General features: G+C 65.4%; 17 protein-coding genes and 1 pseudogene. 12 read left to right on the forward strand and 6 right to left on the reverse strand.

The genetic code is table 11. From position 1 onward, the window contains the following. Positions 1 to 12 precede the first annotated feature (12 nt). The 3 genes from D8670_RS17475 (at position 13) to D8670_RS17485 (ending at position 2,176) form a co-directional block, all read left to right on the forward strand. Positions 13 to 309 carry a hypothetical protein gene (locus D8670_RS17475; protein WP_121819705.1) on the forward strand — a complete coding sequence of 99 codons (297 nt, stop codon included), beginning with the start codon at positions 13 to 15 and terminating at the stop codon, positions 307 to 309. A gap of 165 nt (positions 310 to 474) precedes the next feature. After that, complete coding sequence (locus D8670_RS17480) at positions 475 to 1,098, forward strand: helix-turn-helix domain-containing protein (RefSeq protein WP_121819412.1); 624 nt, start codon at positions 475 to 477, stop codon at positions 1,096 to 1,098. A 181-nt stretch (positions 1,099 to 1,279) separates the two neighbouring features. Beyond that, complete coding sequence (locus D8670_RS17485; protein WP_121819413.1) at positions 1,280 to 2,176, forward strand: universal stress protein; 897 nt, start codon at positions 1,280 to 1,282, stop codon at positions 2,174 to 2,176. Between the two features lie 183 nt (positions 2,177 to 2,359). Here the strand turns inward: D8670_RS17485 and D8670_RS17490 are convergent, their stop codons facing one another. After that, positions 2,360 to 3,577, reverse strand: coding sequence for a CBS domain-containing protein (locus tag D8670_RS17490; RefSeq protein WP_121819414.1), 1,218 nt, complete (start codon positions 3,575 to 3,577; stop codon positions 2,360 to 2,362). Between the two features lie 299 nt (positions 3,578 to 3,876). Further along, positions 3,877 to 4,296, reverse strand: a complete 420-nt coding sequence (locus D8670_RS17495; RefSeq protein ID WP_121819415.1) for a CBS domain-containing protein — start codon at positions 4,294 to 4,296, stop codon at positions 3,877 to 3,879. A 284-nt stretch (positions 4,297 to 4,580) separates the two neighbouring features. Between D8670_RS17495 and D8670_RS17500 the strand changes: the two genes are divergently transcribed. Both D8670_RS17500 and D8670_RS17505 read left to right on the forward strand, forming a co-directional pair. Beyond that, positions 4,581 to 5,045 (forward strand): pyridoxamine 5'-phosphate oxidase family protein, encoded by a 465-nt coding sequence (locus D8670_RS17500; RefSeq protein ID WP_121819416.1) that lies wholly within the window; start codon positions 4,581 to 4,583, stop codon positions 5,043 to 5,045. Positions 5,046 to 5,128: 83 nt separating this feature from the next. Then, the gene (locus tag D8670_RS17505; RefSeq protein ID WP_121819417.1) at positions 5,129 to 5,998 is read left to right on the forward strand and encodes a universal stress protein; all 870 of its coding nucleotides are present in this window, start codon (positions 5,129 to 5,131) and stop codon (positions 5,996 to 5,998) included. Positions 5,999 to 6,551: 553 nt separating this feature from the next. Here the strand turns inward: D8670_RS17505 and D8670_RS17510 are convergent. Then, positions 6,552 to 7,427, reverse strand: coding sequence for a universal stress protein (locus D8670_RS17510; RefSeq protein WP_121819706.1), 876 nt, complete (start codon positions 7,425 to 7,427; stop codon positions 6,552 to 6,554). A 213-nt stretch (positions 7,428 to 7,640) separates the two neighbouring features. Here D8670_RS17510 and D8670_RS17515 point away from each other — a divergent pair, with 213 nt between their 5' ends. After that, entirely contained in the window at positions 7,641 to 8,111 is a 471-nt protein-coding gene (locus D8670_RS17515; RefSeq protein WP_121819418.1) for a pyridoxamine 5'-phosphate oxidase family protein, read from the forward strand. A gap of 17 nt (positions 8,112 to 8,128) precedes the next feature. On the opposite strand, the gene D8670_RS17520 is transcribed toward D8670_RS17515, so the two are convergent. Both D8670_RS17520 and D8670_RS17525 read right to left on the reverse strand, forming a co-directional pair. Then, a complete protein-coding gene (locus tag D8670_RS17520) occupies positions 8,129 to 8,581 on the reverse strand; it encodes a universal stress protein (protein ID WP_121819419.1) in 453 nt (150 codons plus the stop codon). Between the two features lie 115 nt (positions 8,582 to 8,696). Further along, positions 8,697 to 10,085, reverse strand: a pseudogene (locus D8670_RS17525) (permease). Between the two features lie 274 nt (positions 10,086 to 10,359). Here D8670_RS17525 and D8670_RS17530 point away from each other — a divergent pair. The 6 genes from D8670_RS17530 (at position 10,360) to D8670_RS17555 (ending at position 14,895) form a co-directional block, all read left to right on the forward strand. Next, positions 10,360 to 10,716 carry an SHOCT domain-containing protein gene (locus D8670_RS17530; RefSeq protein ID WP_121819420.1) on the forward strand — a complete coding sequence of 119 codons (357 nt, stop codon included), beginning with the start codon at positions 10,360 to 10,362 and terminating at the stop codon, positions 10,714 to 10,716. A gap of 10 nt (positions 10,717 to 10,726) precedes the next feature. Then, positions 10,727 to 11,368, forward strand: a complete 642-nt coding sequence (locus tag D8670_RS17535; RefSeq protein WP_121819421.1) for a hypothetical protein — start codon at positions 10,727 to 10,729, stop codon at positions 11,366 to 11,368. A gap of 134 nt (positions 11,369 to 11,502) precedes the next feature. Beyond that, positions 11,503 to 12,609 carry a hemolysin family protein gene (locus tag D8670_RS17540; protein WP_121819422.1) on the forward strand — a complete coding sequence of 369 codons (1,107 nt, stop codon included), beginning with the start codon at positions 11,503 to 11,505 and terminating at the stop codon, positions 12,607 to 12,609. Between the two features lie 533 nt (positions 12,610 to 13,142). Next, positions 13,143 to 13,502 (forward strand): thioredoxin, encoded by a 360-nt coding sequence (gene trxA / locus D8670_RS17545; protein ID WP_121819423.1) that lies wholly within the window; start codon positions 13,143 to 13,145, stop codon positions 13,500 to 13,502. Then, positions 13,503 to 14,528: an NAD(P)/FAD-dependent oxidoreductase gene (locus D8670_RS17550; protein WP_121819424.1), complete on the forward strand. Its 1,026-nt coding sequence runs from the start codon at positions 13,503 to 13,505 to the stop codon at positions 14,526 to 14,528. It begins immediately after the preceding gene. A 142-nt stretch (positions 14,529 to 14,670) separates the two neighbouring features. Further along, positions 14,671 to 14,895, forward strand: coding sequence for an SHOCT domain-containing protein (locus D8670_RS17555; protein WP_233752262.1), 225 nt, complete (start codon positions 14,671 to 14,673; stop codon positions 14,893 to 14,895). Between the two features lie 91 nt (positions 14,896 to 14,986). On the opposite strand, the gene D8670_RS17560 is transcribed toward D8670_RS17555, so the two are convergent. Beyond that, positions 14,987 to 15,373: a DUF302 domain-containing protein gene (locus tag D8670_RS17560; RefSeq protein WP_121819426.1), complete on the reverse strand. Its 387-nt coding sequence runs from the start codon at positions 15,371 to 15,373 to the stop codon at positions 14,987 to 14,989. Positions 15,374 to 15,430: the final 57 nt, after the last annotated feature.

Genomic DNA, 15,430 nt, shown 5'->3' on the forward strand with positions numbered 1-15,430 from the left:
GAGGTGAACGACATGAAACACGACATCGACGCAATCGACAGGCTGGCGATGGGACTCAGCGCCGCGTTCATGCTGCTGGGTATCGTCGTCCTCGGAATCGTGGAAGTGATCGCGGGCCAGCCGTACGGGGCCGCTCCAGTGACCAACGACGCGGGTGAGGTGGTCGCGACCCCGACCGTCGACCCGACGCTGCGGACCGGTCTCGTCCTCGCGGGACTGGTGGTCCTCCTGCTGTGGGGGAGCTACCGGTTCCTGACGGCCGAGACCGAGACCGAACGCGGCCGTACCGTCGAAGCCCCGTCCGACTGACATCGGCTGACCCTTTTCCTGCGGTTTTTCACTGACACCCGAGGAGCGGTCGCTGGGTCCCGCGGCCCCGAAGCGCCTCGCGTGATCCGGCCGCCGTCCCCGATTCTCCGATCGTGGGAATCGGGGCCGTATATATTGGGGCGAGGTGACCAACTCTCACACGTCATGAGCTACACCGTCGAGGAGAGCGGAACCGGTGCGGACGTCGGTCCGCTCGACGTGCGGCTGGCCATCGACGCCGACACCGCCACGGGGTGCCCGCTCAGCGGGCGAGACGTCGACGGGGTGCGGCAGTCGATGACCAACGGCGACGCGGGGGAAGACGAGACGTGTCAGGTCGCGGTCGACGACGCCGAGGCGCACGGCTACTGCCGGACCCCGGTAACCGAGACCTGTCCCTGTGCGGTCTTCGACGAGCACGACTGCATCTCCGACCTCGAAGCCGTCAGGGACGGCCGGCTACTGTTCTCGATCATCGTCCCCGGTCGCGAGACGCTGCGCTCGCTCGTCGACGACCTCAGATCCATCGGCGCGTCGGTGTCGCTCGAACGGATCCGAGCCGACGACGCCGAGGACGACGCGGTGTCGGACGGCGTCGTGTTGACCCCGAAGCAGCGTGAAGTGCTCTCGCTCGCGATCGAGTCCGGGTACTACGACCGGCCGCGGGGGGCCTCGCTGGACGACCTCGCGGACGAACTCGACGTCACTCCGTCGGCGGTGTCCCAGCGTCTCAACGCGATCGAGCGAAAGCTGGTCTGCGAGCGGGCTCGCGAGTTCGACCTCCGGTGACACAGTCGGCTCGGGCGCGGACGGTCGGGACTGCGCTCCCCGGCCGTGCTTGTGTCAACCGCGTCGGTTCGCGCCGATTCGGTGGTAGCTCTCTCGACGCTCGTTGCGGTCGTTTCCGTCGCCCGGGAATCGCCGGCTCGTTTTATACGGCTGTGAGGCGACTAATTACTCGAAGAGGACCATGTACGATACGATTCTGGTACCGACGGACGGAAGCGACCACGCGGTCCGAGCCGCCGGACACGGACTGAGCCTCGCACGCGCGTTCGACGCGACGGTCCACGTGGTCAGCGCCGTGGACGTTCAGGCGGCGGCGGGGCCGTTCGACGTCGGCGGGGTCGGCGACGACTTCGTCGCCCGACTCGAAGCGAAAGCGGAGGAGACCATCGACGCGGTCGAAGCGATCGCCGACGAGTCGGACGACGTTCGAACGGCGGTTCTCAGGGGGACCCCGTCCGACGCGATACTCGAATACGCGGACGACCACGACGCCGAGTTGATCGCGATGGGGACCCACGGCCGGTCCGGTCTGAAGCGCTACATCGCGGGGAGCGTGACCGAACGCGTCGTCAGGCTCGCCGACGTGCCGGTTCTCACGACCCGGGCGACCGAACGGAGTCGCGTCGGGGACGGGTACGAGGAGATCCTCGTCCCGACCGACGGGAGCGAGCTCGCGGCCGCGGCGATCGAACACGGGATCGCGATCGCCCAGCGGTTCGACGCCCGCGTTCACGCGGTGAACATCGTCGACGTGAGTGGGATCGCCGCCACCCCCAACTACACCCCACCGATCGAACTGATAGAGCGATACGAGTCAGAAGGGGAAGCGGCGACGGAGCGGATCGCGACGGTGGCCCGTGACGCGGGTCTCGACGCCGTCACCGAGGTCCGCGAGGGGTTCTCGGCCGTGGACCTCCTCGAGTACGCCGACGAGAACGATATCGACCTGATCGCGATGGGGACGGCCGGCCGGTCGGGACTCGACCGGTTCCTCCTCGGGAGTACCACCGAACGCGTCATCAGACGCGCCGACGTGCCAGTCGTCGCCGTCAATCCGGGGGAGAGCGCGGACGACTGACCGCCGACCCCGTTCGGAAACCGAGGGTCTCGCGAGCCCGCCGTCTCGTCGGTCGACTCGTCGCCCCGGCCACGCACTCACCGAGGCGACCGCGTCGAAAAACAGGAAGCGATCGGCTCCGATTCCGCGCGGTCGGAGAGCCCTGAACAGACGGGGCGGAAACGGCCGCGTTACCGGTGCCGTTTACTCCTCGAGCAGCCACCCGAAGCGCTTCTCCCAGAACGCTTCGGTCGGGTGCTTCTTGCTCCGTCCGCGGGTTTTCTCGTCCCGGATCCGTCGCTCCAGCACGTCGCGTGCCTCGTTCAGCGCCCGACTGGCACCGTACCCTTCTCCGGAGGCGAGGTACTGCCCCTCGTCCGTGTGTAACCGCACCCGGGCGAGCAGCAGCGGCGTCCCGCGCAGGGTCTCGTCGTGCTCGTGCAGGTGGACCTTCGCGTCGAGGACGGTCATCGCGCGGTCCCTGTCGCCGACCTCGTCGATCATCGTCGCGACGTCGTCGTACGTCACGTCGTCCAGCAGATCCGCACCGTAGACCTGGACGGCCCGAGTCCCCTCCGCTTCCCACGTGAGGGCGTCGAGGACGTCGGTTTTGGTGAGGATGCCACCGGGACTCCCGTCCTCGGTGACGACCAGCGACGAGCCGCCGACGGCGTCCATCTCCCTGACGGCCGCGTCGAGCGTCTCGTGTGGCCGGATCGTCCGGACGGGAGAGGCCATCACGTCACGAACCGGGAGGTCCAGGAGCCGTTCGCGTTCTCCCTCCCGCGCTCCGAATCCGCCGCGGCCCGCGCCAGCGGCGCTGCCGACCACCTGTGCCCCGAACGAGCCGGTCCCGTCCGCGTCTCCGCCCTGACTCCGCCGAACGGATTGGACCGAGACGTCGGTGACGTCGTAGAGGCTCAGGATCCCGACGGTCGCGTCGTCCTCGACGACCGGGAGGTGCGCGATGCGGTTCTCGCGGAAGGCGTTGAGCGCCGCTCCGAACGTCGTCTCGGGAGTCACCGTGACGAGGTCCGGTGAGTACGCGTCGGCGACGGTCGCCGCGTCGAGGAACGGCTCGACCTCGCGGAGGATATCGTCGTCGGTGACGACGCCGATCAGGTCCCCGCTCTCGAACACCGGCAGTAGCCGCGAATCGCTGTCGATCATCAGCTGGGCGACTTTTCGGACGTCCTCGTCGGGCGTGAGTCGCGGGACGTGCCAGACGACCGAACCGAGCTTTTGGTCGGGGTGGTGGCGCGCGGCGGCGAGCTGGCGCCTCGTGACCACCCCCTCGTACTCGTCGCCGCGCACGACGGCGCCCGTGACCGCCGGGTCGTCGAGCGCTCCGACGAGCTTCGAAACCCGCGTCTCCGGTGTGAACTCTTCGTACTCCGCCGAAACGATATCTGCGATGTCCATGGGTGTTGGTTTGCTGCCGCGGTCGGTCGGTTTCCTTGCTCCTCGAACGGCGCCGTCCGCGGTCGTATTTCGTCGGCGACGGCCAAGTACCCGCCGTCCGTTCCCGATATCTGAAAAATCACATTCACTACTTGACGGGCCCCGATCCCCGGAAGGCCCCGGATCGCGCGGGGTGGTCGTCGGGGCGGTTCGGCGTCGTTCCGGGGTTCCTGATCGCTGACGATCCCGACTCGAAACGCCCGGGCCCGGCGGGTCGATCCCGCCTCCACCGTCACGGTGATCTCGGCGATTGTCGGAGGTTAGTACGGCGGGCGCTGGGCGCGAATTACCTCGGCGACCTGCTCCTGTTCCTCGGCGAGGAGTTCCGTCAGGTCGTCGGCCGTGATGATGCCGGACAGCTCGTCGCCGTCGCGGACGGGGAGCCGACGGACGCCGTTTTCGGACATCAGCTCCGTTGCCTGATAGAACCCGGCGGTTCGGTCGATCGTACACAGGTCGGTGGACATCACGTCCGCGGCGGTCGCGGCCGACGGGTCGGTCCCCTCAGCGAGGACCCGGAGCGTCAGGTCCCGATCGGTCACGATACCGGTCGGTTCGTTCCCGTCGGTTATCACGATGCTACCCACGTCTCGCTCTTTCATCGTCGAGGCGAGTTCCTCGACCGACGCGCTGGACTCCGCGGTGACCACGTCGCTGCGTGCTAGGTCTTCGATTGGCATGGTGCATGTAGGACGTGGACGTGCCGATATTTAGACGCGATCAGGATTCCTGAAATATAGGAATCTCCGCCGGTTTTAGGCCCATACGCGGTCATATAGGTTCCCCGGACTGTATCGTCGCTACCCGTCCCGGTCGCGACTCGGTTCGACGCCCAGTCCGCGGTGAACGCGCGACCGGGCGGACCCGCGCGGTCGGGTATCCCGGTCGTCCGGTGCCGTCTTCCGTACCGGTCGAACCGCCGACGACACGGTGATTTTTGCCGAGACGTCACGTACTCGGTACCATGTCTCAAGATATCGGCGAAGCACTGTCCGCGGAGGAGATCGATGGGTTTCTGAGGGAACGGGGGCTCGGGGTGCTGGGCTTCGCGACGGGGAGCGAAGCGTACACGATCCCGATCGCGTTCGCGTACGACGGAGACTCGAACCGCTGCTTCTTCCGGTTCATCATGGGCAGTGACAGCCTGAAGCGGTCCTTCGTCTCCGAGACGGACGTCGCGAGCCTGACGGTGTACGAGTGGAAAACCAAGAACCAGTGGAAAAGCGTCGTGATGAGGGGGCCGATCCGGGAAGTGGAGAACGCTGACCTGGACGTGGCGGCCACACTGTTCTCCGCTATCGGCGAAGAGGCCGCTCTCGAAGTGTTCAACGACTCCCTCTCCGAGTACGAGACGGTCTGGTACGAACTCGAGGCTTCGGAGATAACCGGCCGTTGTCGGTACGTCGGATCCGGCCCGAGTCACGACTGATGTCGGTCCCGCAGCGTTCTCGCTTCACGGGAACCCACCTCCGGATTAAGGTGCTATCGGCGTCGATCTAAGCGTAGAGGACCATGTACGACCGAATCCTGTTACCGACCGACGGCAGCGACGTCGCGGAGTCCGCGGCAGCGGCGGCTATCGCCCTCGCACAGCGGTACGACGCCGAGTTGCACGCTATTCACGTCTCCGAGTCGAACCGGGTGGTGTCCCGGTCCGCGGGCGATAATGAGCTCGACCGCCGCGGCAGCCAGGCGGCGACAGCGGCCGGCGAGAGGGCCGCCAACGTCGGGCTCGACGCGACGACGGCGGTCGTCGAAGATGCCGACTCGGTCCATCGCGGTATCCTCGACTACGCCGACGAGCACGATATCGACTGCATCGTCATGGGGACGTACGGCCGGACCGGGCTCGACCGACTGGTCGTCGGGAGCGTCACGGAGCGGACGTTGCGCGAATCTCCGGTTCCGGTCCTGACCGTCCACGAGGACAGCGTCATCGATCCGGGCGTCGACGCGGTGCTGGTGCCGACAGACGGTAGCGACTTCGCGGCGGCGGCAGCCGACCACGCGATCGAACTCGCGCTGACGACCGGTACCGCTCTCCACGTCGTCTACGTCGTCGACCCCGGCATGGTCTGGGGCAACGTGAACACCGGCGTGGTCCGCGACTCGCTCGAGGAGATGGGGCAGCAGGCGACCGAACGGATCGCCAGCCGAGCCGAGGCGTCGGGCGTTTCCAACGTCGAAACGGCGATTCTGAACGGGAATCCGTCCCGCGAGATCGCCGACTACGCCGCCGAACGTGGGGTGGATTACGTCGTGATGGGCACGCACGGACGAACCGGGATGGATCGGTACCTCCTCGGCAGCGTCACCGAGCGCGTGATCCGTCGCAGCGAGGTCCCGGTACTCGCGACCACGGATCGCGGGCCGCGTGACTGACTATCACCGTTCGGACCTGGAACGACCCTTTCGGGGCGGATCGCGCGGGAGTCGCGAGGTTCCGACGAGGCCGCCGACCGCGGCGCGCCCGCGAAAGAGGCCGATCCGTCGACCGCGCTCGGCGGTACTCTCGTGCCCTCACTCTCTCACGCCACGGCGTCGGCGGATTCGACGACGCTTCGGTCGATAGTCCGACAGCACCCCTGTCGCATTTAACGTAAAAATACGATGCATTGGGAATATTCTACAGAACACCGAGACGTATAGAGCGATGACGGGTTACTAGTACTCATCCGGGGACTTTATTTTCCAGAACCGGGCGTACATAACCGAAGCGGCGGTATTTTACAGAGGTAACCGTGTAAGCGGACGCGACGGAGCAACGAAATACTATTCCCTCTGTTGATAGGAATCGTCTATTGATTCCCTTCGAGAAATTACACCCGGTTACGATGGGTGGAACGCCCCAGAGGATCTAGAAGTCTGTCGCGTCGCGTGGAAGCGGACCCAGGCCCCCGGACCGTCCCGTTCGGACGGCCTCCGGGGCCCGGGTTCATCGCTCGTCGGGCGACGACAGGCTCAGTACGGGCCGTTCCGAGAGCCGCACGACGCGGGCGGTGACGCTGCCGAGGAGGTACCGATCCAGACCGGTCCGGCCGTGCGTCCCCATGACGATCCAGTCGACGTCGCGCTCGTCGGCGTAGTCGAGGATCGAGCGGGCGGGCGTCCCGCTGAGCACCGACGCCTCGACGGACCGCACGTCGGCATCGTCGGCACGTTCGACGACCTCGTCGACGGCTCGTTGCCCCGCTTCCTCCAGCGCCTCGTACAGCTGCGGACTCTCGATCTCCCCTCCCCAGCCGCCGGTGAGGTTCACGACGTGAACCACGTGCAGGGCCGCGTCCGTCGCCGCTGCGAGTTCGATCGCGTGGTCGGCGGCCGCGTTGGCCGGATCGCTTCCGTCGGTCGGCACCAGCACCGTCTCGACGTCGCGATCCGAATCCGCCTCTCCGCTGACCGTGAGCACGGGCACCGGCGAGGTCCGGAGCACGCGCTCGGCGACGCTTCCGAGGACGAGTCGGTCCCAGCCGGTGCGGCCGTGGGTTCCCATCACGATCAGGTCGACGCCGTAGTCGACGGCGTAGTCCACTATCTCCTCGTGGACCGGGCCGGTCGTTTCGACGACGCGGGTCGTCGTCGCAACGCCGGCATTGGTCGCCAAGTCGGAGACCTCGGCGAGGGCTGTCTCGCCGATCCGGGTCAGTTCTTCGGTGGCCTCGGCCGCGACGTCGGCCGGCACGTCGTCGACCTCCAGGACGTGGATCGCGTGGATCGAAGCGTCGAACCGTCGCGCGAGCGCTATCGCTTTCTTCACCGCCACCTCCGAAACGTCGCTTCCGTCCGTCGGGACGAGGATCGTGTCGTACATGTCGATCACGTCGTGGTACGTCGCGCACCAGTGTCAAACCGGGCGTCGATTCCCGCGCCGAGGGAAGACCGCGAACGCCGTCCGGACTCGTCCGGGACGGAACGCCGATCGAACTCGCGACGGTCGGTTACACCCCCTGAATCGGGACGGGGGAGTTCTCCCTCGCTGGGAACCGACGATCGATTAACGAAACTCGGGGTCGTCGGTTCGCACATGACGACCGACGAACTGGGGGACTACGGGATGGAACGGATGGACGACGAGGAGATCGGGGGGTTCCTGTCGAGCCAGAGTGTGGGGGTCCTCTGCTTCTCGGCGGAGGACGCCCCCGACATGCGACCGATGTCGTACTGGTACGACGGCGAGGACAGCGTTTATTTCCTCTACGTCGTCGGATCGAACAGTCGGAAGGAGGCCCTGACCCGGCGAGCCGACACCGTCCGGTTCCTCGTCTACCGGGCGAACTCGACGTTCGAGTGGCGGAGCGTCCTCCTCACCGGGACGATCGAGGAAGTCCCCGAGAGCGAACGCGACGCCGTGCTCGACGCCGCGGAGCTGAAGTGGCGACCGGAACTGTTCGAGCGGGCGAGCGCGTCGGAAGACACCAAGCTCTACAGACTGCGGATCGAGAAACAGGACGGTATCAAACACTCCGAACTTCCGCCGGGGTTCAAGGAGAACTAGTCCGACCCCCGACGACGCTACTCGCCCTCGACGGGCGTTTTGACGATCGTGACCGGCCGCTCGGACATGTTGGCGACGCGTTCGGCGACGCTACCGAGCAGGCGTCGGTACTCGCCGGACCGGTTTTTCGACCCGATGACGGTCAGGTCGATATCCGCCTCGGCCGTGTATTGGAGGATCTCTGCGTGCGGAACGCCGTGTCGGATGACCGGTTCCGCTTCGACGTTCGCGGAGTTGGCCCGGTCGATAATGTCTTCGACCGCCTCCCGGCCCGCTCGTTCGAGAGCGGCTTCGAGGCCCTCAAACTCGTGGACGTACTCGTCGCCGGGGTAGGAGCTGTACGCCTCGGTATCGACGACATAGAGCACGTGTAACTCGGCGTCGTATCTCCGCGCAGCGTCGATCGCGTGCTCGATAGCTCGGTTCACACCGGGGCTCATATCCGTCGGTAGCAGGAGGCGGTCGTACATCCTACTCGATACGTTTCGCCCGCAGAAGCGTATCTTGACCCCTCGATTTTGAAGGCGTTTTTAACGGTCCCCCCTGCCCAGTCGTCCGTCCGCCGCGGAGACCGAGCGGACCGTCTCAGTGGTCGTGATCGTGACTGGTAGCCTCCGGGCTCTCGCCCGCGTACGACGCCGGGTCGGCCTCGAACGCCCGTTCGCAGGCGTTCGAGCAGAAGTAGTACGTCGTTCCATCGTGGGTCGCGCTCGGTCCGTCGTCGTCGGTGCGCATTCCGCACACCGGGTCCCGGTACTGGCCGGACGCGCCGAGACCCCGCCGGTACACGTACAGCAGGAATCCGGTGAGCCCGAACGCGATCAGGTTGAGATAGAAGGTGTAGTTGAGCTCGAAGTACGTCCGTTCAGTCGCCGTTTCTCCGCCGGCGAGGTCGGGGACGATGCCGAGTGCGTCGAACAGCAGTTCCATGACGAACCCGGTGAACGCCATCGTCACGAAGAAGACGCCGAGGATGTACAGCATGACCGTCCAGCCGTAGTACTTCCGGTAGACGTTCAAGACGGGGATCGTGATGAGGTCCGCGTAGACGAACGCGATGACGCCGGCGAAGCTGATGCCGCCGCCCCAGAGCGCGACGGCGAACGGAACGTTGCCCATGCTGCCGACGAAACTTATCACGGCTATCGCGACGCCCATGATCGCGTTCTCGGCGGTCACGAGCAGGCCGTCTCCCTAGAGGAAGAGGGCGTTCCAGACCCACTGCGGGACGAAGACGATAACGAATCCCGAGATGAGAAAGCCGGCGATGACGTCCTTCCAGATCATCGACCACTCCTTCCGGTACTGATTCCCGATCCTGTACCACCCGCCCCACGAGCGCAACTCGTCTCGCCAGCCGCCACGACTCGACGCCGACTGGCGGTAGGTCTCCATACAGCCCTCCGAGCAGAACTTCAGCGTCTCGCCGCCGTCAGTGGTGAGGGCGTACTCGTCTCTCCCCTCCATCCCGCAGGTGGGGTCTTCGGTCACGTCGGACTCCCCGTCACGCTCGTTGAGCGTCTGCCGAACCTCTCGAAAGAGGTTTTCGGGGAGCGTCACGTGGACGATGACCGCCATGACGGCGATGAGGACGAGGCCGCCGAGCAGTTCCGCGAGGAGGAACTCCCAGCCCAGCAGGATGAGGATCATCAATCCGAGTTCGACGATGAGGTTCGTCGACGCGAACATGAACGCCAGGAAGTTCACCGCGTGCGCGCCCTTCTTGAACAGCCCCTTCCCGATGGCGACGGCGCCGAAGCTGCAACCGCTGCTCGCCGCGCCGAACGCGGTCGCCATCGTGAGACTGCGCAGGTCGCCCTCGCCCAGGACTTGCGCCATCCGCTCCTTGGAGACGTAGACCTGGACTAGACTGGTGACAGTGAGGCCCATGATGATAGCCCACGCCGCGGTCCAGAGAAACCCGACGCCGATGCGGAGTGATTCGAGGACCCCTCCGACGGCCGTTTCAGGCATAGTGGTACGATCGCGGGGATCATCTATTGCAGTTTTCCCTAGAAAAACACCGTCTTACGCCCGCGATACTGTTGAATCTAAACTTCCTGCGGATCATTTTCGAACGGTCGCGTCGTGTTCGACTGATTCTCCGCAGTCCACGGCGGCCGTCGGAACGCTGGCGGACGGTCGACCGCGGACGGAGCCCCACCCCTCTTCGGTTAGGAATATGAAGGAAAACTGCATTGAACACCGCACGCGTAGCTAGCAATAGCGGACTCACGGAGTGAAACATATGCCAGAAACCACTGACGACACACGGCTCGTCGCGATCGTCTTGCTCATCATCGGCGCGCTAGCAGTCCTGCCGATGTTCTTCATGGGCTTCGGGATGATGGGGTACGGCCCGATGATGGGCGGGATGTGGGACCGCGGAACGGCGCCCGGCTGGATGCTCGTCGCGAGCGTCGTGATCCGGCTCCTGTTCCTCGGAGCGCTCATCGGCGGCGGCTACCTCGTTTACCGGGCGCTGACGGGGAGCGACGGCGACTCGGACCGGGCGCTCGAAGAACTACGCCTCGCGTACGCTCGCGGCGACCTCACCGACGAGGAGTACGAACAGCGACGGGACTCCCTCGAACGGGACACCTAGCGAGCGAACGATGGTCGGCACCGCAAAGCGTGTTCGACCGACGGGCCGTACTCTCCCCGGCTGGCTCGATCGATACGCGACGATCGGTCTCTACGGGCTCGTCGTCGGGACCGTGCTCTGTCTCGTCGCGCTGTTCACCAACCCGGTACCCGACCCGTCGTTCCCGTGGGCGTCGCTTCCGGCGTCACAGCGTCTTCCGGTCCGGCAGCCGCGGATCGAACACTGGCCGGTGACGTACACGATCGGCATCTGGCTCTGGGTCGCCGGCTTTCCAGCGGTGTTCCTCGCGGGCTACAGGCGGTACGCGGAGAGAACCCGCGCGGCTGTGCCGACGTGGCTCGCCGGCTTGCCGACGCTCGCGATGCTCGGGTGGACGACCTACTGCCGGTTCTTCTGGCCGAAGCTTCACCCGCCGACGTGGAACGCGCCGTCCTACACCTTCGTCTGCTGGTTGTACTGCTCCTCCTACGACGTCATCTGGAGTAACGCAGCCTACGCCGTCGCTCTCTTCGGGATCGTCACGACGGTCCACGCGCTCCGATGCCGGAACGGAGCAGGGTACGCCCTCATCGGGTTCGGGATACTGGCGCTGCCCCTCGGACTGCCGGCGCTGTACGCGGGGTACCGCCGAACGACGGGGACGGCTCTCTGAGGCGGATCTTCGGCCGCTCGAACTCCTGAGACGGGACCTCACGCGGTTCGTTCCGCACCGATTCTCGCCTGACGGCAAGAAAGCCGGTATATCGCATCCACACCGTCTTTTATTCACGGCGCTATCGTACGAGTATGAACGGACTCGAGCTCGGGATTCGCCTCTCCGCCGGTCTCGTACTCATTCTGGCGAACGGTTTCTTCGTCGCGATCGAATTCGCGCTGACCCGCGTCCGACAGTACCCGGAGTCCGAGTTCGACGAACCGGGCCTTCGCCGAGCCTGGGAGATGACCCAGGACCTCGAGATCTACCTCACCAGCTGTCAGGTCGGGATCTCGGCCACGAGCATCGCCGTCGGGATCGTCGCCGAACCGGCCCTCGCGTCGCTGCTGGAGCCGCTGTTTCGCAACACACTCCTCGCCTCGGTCGGCGCCGGCGGCGTCGTCGCGTTCGTCATCATCAACCTGCTCCACCTGACTCACGGCGAACAGACGCCCACGTATCTCGGCGTGGAGCGGACGAAGTTCGTGGCCCGCTACGCCGCGACGCCGCTGTACTGGTTCGCGAAGGCCATCTCTCCGGTCATCGTGCTGGGCGACGGCGTCGCCAAGTGGACGCTCCGGCTGTTCGGCGTCGAGATGACCGGCGCCTGGCTCGAAACCGAGACCGACGTCATCGAGTCGCGGGCCGACCTCCGCCATCGGCTGGACTCGCTGCTCGACCGCGGTGGGATCTCCAGGGAGCGGAAAGAAGAGATCCTCAACGCGTTCGCCGTCGGCGACCGTCCCGTTAGCGAGGTGATGACCCGCCGCGAGGACGTCGTGTTTCTCTCGACGACCGAACCCGTCGAGGAGAACCTCCGACGGATCGGGAACAGCCCCCACACCCGATTCCCTCTGATCGGCGAGGAGCCGAGCGACTTCCGGGGAATCGTCTACGTGCCCGCGATCGTCGACAACATCGACGACCTTCGGAGCGGGGTGGTGACCATCGAGGAGGTGGCCGCGCAGCCGATGACGATCCGGGAAGACACGTTCATCAGCGACGCAGTCGACCGATTTCAGGACGAACATCAGGAACTGGCACTGGTGCTCGACGAGGGCGAACGAGTCGCGGGGCTGATCACGGCGACGGACGCGCTCGAAGCGATGATGGGGGAGATCGAGGACCCCCTCGACGTCGAACTGAAAGAACGAAATCGCGGATCCGGGACGAGGTCCGCGTCCGGCGGCGACGCGTGAAGGGGTCGATCCCGGGCGGAATCAGTCGTGTCCCGCGTCCGCTGTTCGCGTTCCGGCCCTCCAGTCTGTGCCAGGGAACGCGCTGACCACGTTCGGGCCCGCCACGTTGTTACCGACGGAGCCGAGTTTGAGGTTCTTCGAGCGCTCATCGTGAGGGACGTCCAGTCCCCGGAACGTGTGGGAGTTTGTGACTCCGTAGCCGATCGCGGTCGCCGAGGCCTGTGAGAACCAGCGGGCGTAGGCACGTCGAGCGCCTCCGCGATGGTGGTGAGAATTGCGTATGCTTCGAACAGCTACGATACCTAATCCCTGTTCAGGCTAGCTATCAGTCCCAGCACTCGGCCTGCTTCTATTGAATTCTCGCACCGGTATTCTGTATCGCGTATTCTGGTGAGTACTGTACAGCGGTTGACCTCCCATCCGGTCCTTCCCTACTACTCGGCCTGTAAGTACCGGCATTGCGGACACTCTGATGACGATATTGTACATTTTACCCAAAACCCTTAATTACTGACGGGGCGTACGAACAGGTGATGACAACTGAAACCGCTTCCGAGACCAGCACAGATGCTCTCGACGAACCGGTCCACGTGGACGGGCAATCCGAGTTCGACGAGCTCGTCGCGGACTACGACGTCGTGCTCGCGGACTTCTACGCGGACTGGTGCGGTCCGTGCCAGATGCTCGAATCCGTCGTCGAGCGCCTCGCGGCCGAGACCGGCGCCGCGGTCGCGAAGGTCGACGTCGACGCCAACCAGCAACTCGCCGGCGCGTACGGGGTCCGCGGTGTTCCGACGCTCGTCCTGTTCGCCGACGGCGAGCAGGTCGAAGAAGTGGTCGGCGTCCAGTCCGAAGACCGACTGCGCTCGCTGATCGAGAGCTACACGGAATAGATGACCGGGCACGTTCGCGACCTCGTGATCGCCGGGTCGGGCGTCGCCGGTCTCTCGGCAGCCGTGTACGCTGCGCGCGCCGACCTCGACCCGCTCGTCCTCGAAGGCGACGAGCCCGGCGGCCAGCTGACGCTCACTACCGACGTGGAGAACTATCTCGGGTTCCCCGACGGCGTCGGCGGGATGGAACTCGTTCAGCGCGGGAAAGACCAGGCCGAACAGTTCGGGGCCGAGTTCCAGCGCGGCAGCATCGACGCGGCGGCCCTCGACGGCCAGCCGATGGAGCTCTCGCTGTCGACCGGGGGAACCGTCCGAACCCGTAGCCTCGTCGTCGCGACCGGCGCGAGCGCTCGATGGGTCGGCGCCGAGAACGAAGATGAACTGATGGGATACGGGCTCTCGACGTGTGCGACCTGTGACGGCGCGTTTCACCGCGGGGACGACGTCCTCGTTGTCGGCGGCGGCGACAGCGCGATGGAGGAAGCGCTCTTCCTCACGAAGTTTGCCGATACCGTGACGGTGGTCCACCGCCGCGACGAGCTTCGCGCGTCCGAGATCATGGCGGAGCGGGCTCGCGACCACGACGACGTCGAGTTCCGCTGGAACACGGAACTGCAAGCGATTCACGGCTCGCAAGCGGAGGGCGTGACCGGTGCGACGCTTGTCTCTCATCCCGACGGTTACCCGAAGGAGAAAACCTCCGACGGGATCGACGTCGATACGGAAACGGTCGACGTCGGGGGCGTGTTCTACGGTATCGGTCACACGCCAAATACCGAGTTCCTGGACGGAACCGGCGTCGAACGCGACGAGGAGGGCTACGTCGTTACCCTGCCCGACGAGACCGGGCGGATGACGGCGCACACGGACGTCGAGGGCGTCTTCGCTGCCGGCGACGTCGCCGACCCCACGTATCGACAGGCGATCACCGCCGCTGGGACCGGCAGCATGGCCGCCCTCGACGCCGAAGCGTACCTCGAAACGCTCGAAACGGCGGATCAGGCCGAAGTCGACGCTTCGGCATAGAAACAATATTTTCGATCAGTTCATGATTTCCAGAGTTACAGACGTACTCAGGCGAACGGCTGTAGGGACGATAGCGTCGATCGGTCTGAGTGGCGTCGTGACGGCGCAGGGCGGTGGTCACGGGGGAGGAATGAGTGGCGGTATGAACGGTCTCGGCGGGTGGCCGCTCCTCTGGGTAGTCGTCGCGCTCGTCGCCCTCGGCTTACTCGTGTACGTCGCCGCAACTCAGCGGCGCACGAATCCCGACAATGAGAGAGACGGGGCGGCCGATGACGCCCTCTCGACGCTCCGTGCTCGCTACGCCCGCGGAGAGATCTCCGACGAAGAGTTCGAGGAACGGCGAATCAGATTAGAAGAGTGGGAGTAAACAGCCGCCGCCGCACTGTTCCTTGCGAACCATCCGACGGCACCGTCCACGAACGGACGAATTCGCGTTCGTTCCGGAGGCCGTTAATCGATCACAGCGCGTTGAGGACCCGTTCGAACCGAGCCGCGACGTCCTCGGCGATCTCGTCGAGGGCGGGGTTCTCAGCGATACCGACGAGTTCCGCCGGATCGACCGCGCTCACGGTCACTGTTCCGTCGTCGGTCTCGTAGACGATGACGTTACAGGGGAGCAGCGCCCCTAGTTCGAGTTCGTCTTCGAGGCCCTGATACGCGAGCTCCGGGTTGCACGCTCCGAGGATACGATACTGGCGGAAGTCCTTGTCGAGTTTCTCCGCGAACGTCTCTCGGACGTCGATGTCACAGAGTACGCCGAATCCTTCGTCTTCGAGAGCGGAGGTCGTTTTCTCCACGGCGTCGTCGAACGATTCGCTCACCTGCTTTTGGGTTGTATAGGCCATACTGTACACGACGGTGTCGACACTAATGACTGTTGTGCGGACGGCGGTTACTCGGAA

This window comes from Halostella limicola (genome assembly GCF_003675875.1).
Classification (GTDB): domain Archaea; phylum Halobacteriota; class Halobacteria; order Halobacteriales; family Natronoarchaeaceae; genus Halostella; species Halostella limicola.

Excerpts from the sequence above, each read along its gene's own strand:
- D8670_RS17475 (WP_121819705.1), top strand. The coding sequence starts at position 13 with ATGAAACACGACATCGACGCAATCGACAGGCTGGCGATGGGACTCAGC.
- D8670_RS17480 (WP_121819412.1), top strand. The coding sequence starts at position 475 with ATGAGCTACACCGTCGAGGAGAGCGGAACCGGTGCGGACGTCGGTCCG.
- D8670_RS17485 (WP_121819413.1), top strand. The coding sequence starts at position 1,280 with ATGTACGATACGATTCTGGTACCGACGGACGGAAGCGACCACGCGGTC.
- D8670_RS17490 (WP_121819414.1), bottom strand. The coding sequence starts at position 3,577 with ATGGACATCGCAGATATCGTTTCGGCGGAGTACGAAGAGTTCACACCG.
- D8670_RS17495 (WP_121819415.1), bottom strand. The coding sequence starts at position 4,296 with ATGCCAATCGAAGACCTAGCACGCAGCGACGTGGTCACCGCGGAGTCC.
- D8670_RS17500 (WP_121819416.1), top strand. The coding sequence starts at position 4,581 with ATGTCTCAAGATATCGGCGAAGCACTGTCCGCGGAGGAGATCGATGGG.
- D8670_RS17505 (WP_121819417.1), top strand. The coding sequence starts at position 5,129 with ATGTACGACCGAATCCTGTTACCGACCGACGGCAGCGACGTCGCGGAG.
- D8670_RS17510 (WP_121819706.1), bottom strand. The coding sequence starts at position 7,427 with ATGTACGACACGATCCTCGTCCCGACGGACGGAAGCGACGTTTCGGAG.
- D8670_RS17515 (WP_121819418.1), top strand. The coding sequence starts at position 7,641 with ATGACGACCGACGAACTGGGGGACTACGGGATGGAACGGATGGACGAC.
- D8670_RS17520 (WP_121819419.1), bottom strand. The coding sequence starts at position 8,581 with ATGTACGACCGCCTCCTGCTACCGACGGATATGAGCCCCGGTGTGAAC.
- D8670_RS17530 (WP_121819420.1), top strand. The coding sequence starts at position 10,360 with ATGCCAGAAACCACTGACGACACACGGCTCGTCGCGATCGTCTTGCTC.
- D8670_RS17535 (WP_121819421.1), top strand. The coding sequence starts at position 10,727 with ATGGTCGGCACCGCAAAGCGTGTTCGACCGACGGGCCGTACTCTCCCC.
- D8670_RS17540 (WP_121819422.1), top strand. The coding sequence starts at position 11,503 with ATGAACGGACTCGAGCTCGGGATTCGCCTCTCCGCCGGTCTCGTACTC.
- trxA (WP_121819423.1), top strand. The coding sequence starts at position 13,143 with ATGACAACTGAAACCGCTTCCGAGACCAGCACAGATGCTCTCGACGAA.
- D8670_RS17550 (WP_121819424.1), top strand. The coding sequence starts at position 13,503 with ATGACCGGGCACGTTCGCGACCTCGTGATCGCCGGGTCGGGCGTCGCC.
- D8670_RS17555 (WP_233752262.1), top strand. The coding sequence starts at position 14,671 with ATGAACGGTCTCGGCGGGTGGCCGCTCCTCTGGGTAGTCGTCGCGCTC.
- D8670_RS17560 (WP_121819426.1), bottom strand. The coding sequence starts at position 15,373 with ATGGCCTATACAACCCAAAAGCAGGTGAGCGAATCGTTCGACGACGCC.